This window comes from Mycobacterium gordonae, assembly GCF_001417955.2.
Classification (GTDB): Bacteria; Actinomycetota; Actinomycetes; order Mycobacteriales; family Mycobacteriaceae; genus Mycobacterium; species Mycobacterium gordonae_B.
Genome location: NZ_LKTM01000256.1, coordinates 1 through 532, shown reverse-complemented (window position 1 = coordinate 532; position 532 = coordinate 1). Strand labels below are relative to the sequence as shown.

Sequence of the window (532 nt, the reverse complement as noted above, 5' to 3'; positions counted from 1 at the left end):
GTGCGTAATGCCGCCAAGTTCAAGCAGATGTCGCAGATGAGTTGGCGGTCGATGATCACCGACGGCCTGGCCATGCGGCACGGCAAGGAACTCACCTGGTCGCAGGTGGTGATGGCGGCTAACACCCCGATGCTGCTCAAGGCCGGACTGGTCGAGGGCAACACCGACGCCGGTGTCCTGGCGTCCGGGCAGGTGGCCGGCATCCTGGACGACCTGCCGTCGTGCGCCGAGTTGATCGAATCGGTCGTCCGGGATGCCATCTCGCATTTACAGGCGGCGTCCGCGCTGGTGGAGTAGTTGACCGGCATTAATCAGGGCGTTCCGTTGGGGCCCTTGGTGCCGGTCAATCCGCCAGGACCCCCGGCACCCCCGGGGCCGCCGGAGCCGCCACTGGCGGCACCATATCCGATGGCGTCACCCCCGTCCCCGCCATCGCCGCCGTTGATCAACGGTCCTACGCTGTCGCCGCCGGCGCCGCCGGCGCCGCCTTTGGCGGTAGCCATCGGGGCAAACACTTGCTGCGCGTTGGCAT

At 67.7% G+C, this 532-nt stretch carries 1 protein-coding gene and 1 pseudogene; one reads left to right on the top strand and one right to left on the bottom strand.

Annotated elements, in window-relative coordinates; all coding sequences use genetic code 11:
• Positions 1 to 297: pseudogene (gene ipdC / locus AO501_RS18455) on the top strand ((3aS,4S,5R,7aS)-5-hydroxy-7a-methyl-1-oxo-octahydro-1H-indene-4-carboxyl-CoA dehydrogenase); the annotation flags it as partial.
• Between the two features lie 14 nt (positions 298 to 311).
• Here ipdC and AO501_RS18450 read toward each other — a convergent pair.
• Positions 312 to 532, bottom strand: a 221-nt coding sequence (locus AO501_RS18450) for a hypothetical protein (RefSeq protein WP_231752539.1), incomplete at its 5' end; no start/stop codon positions are given.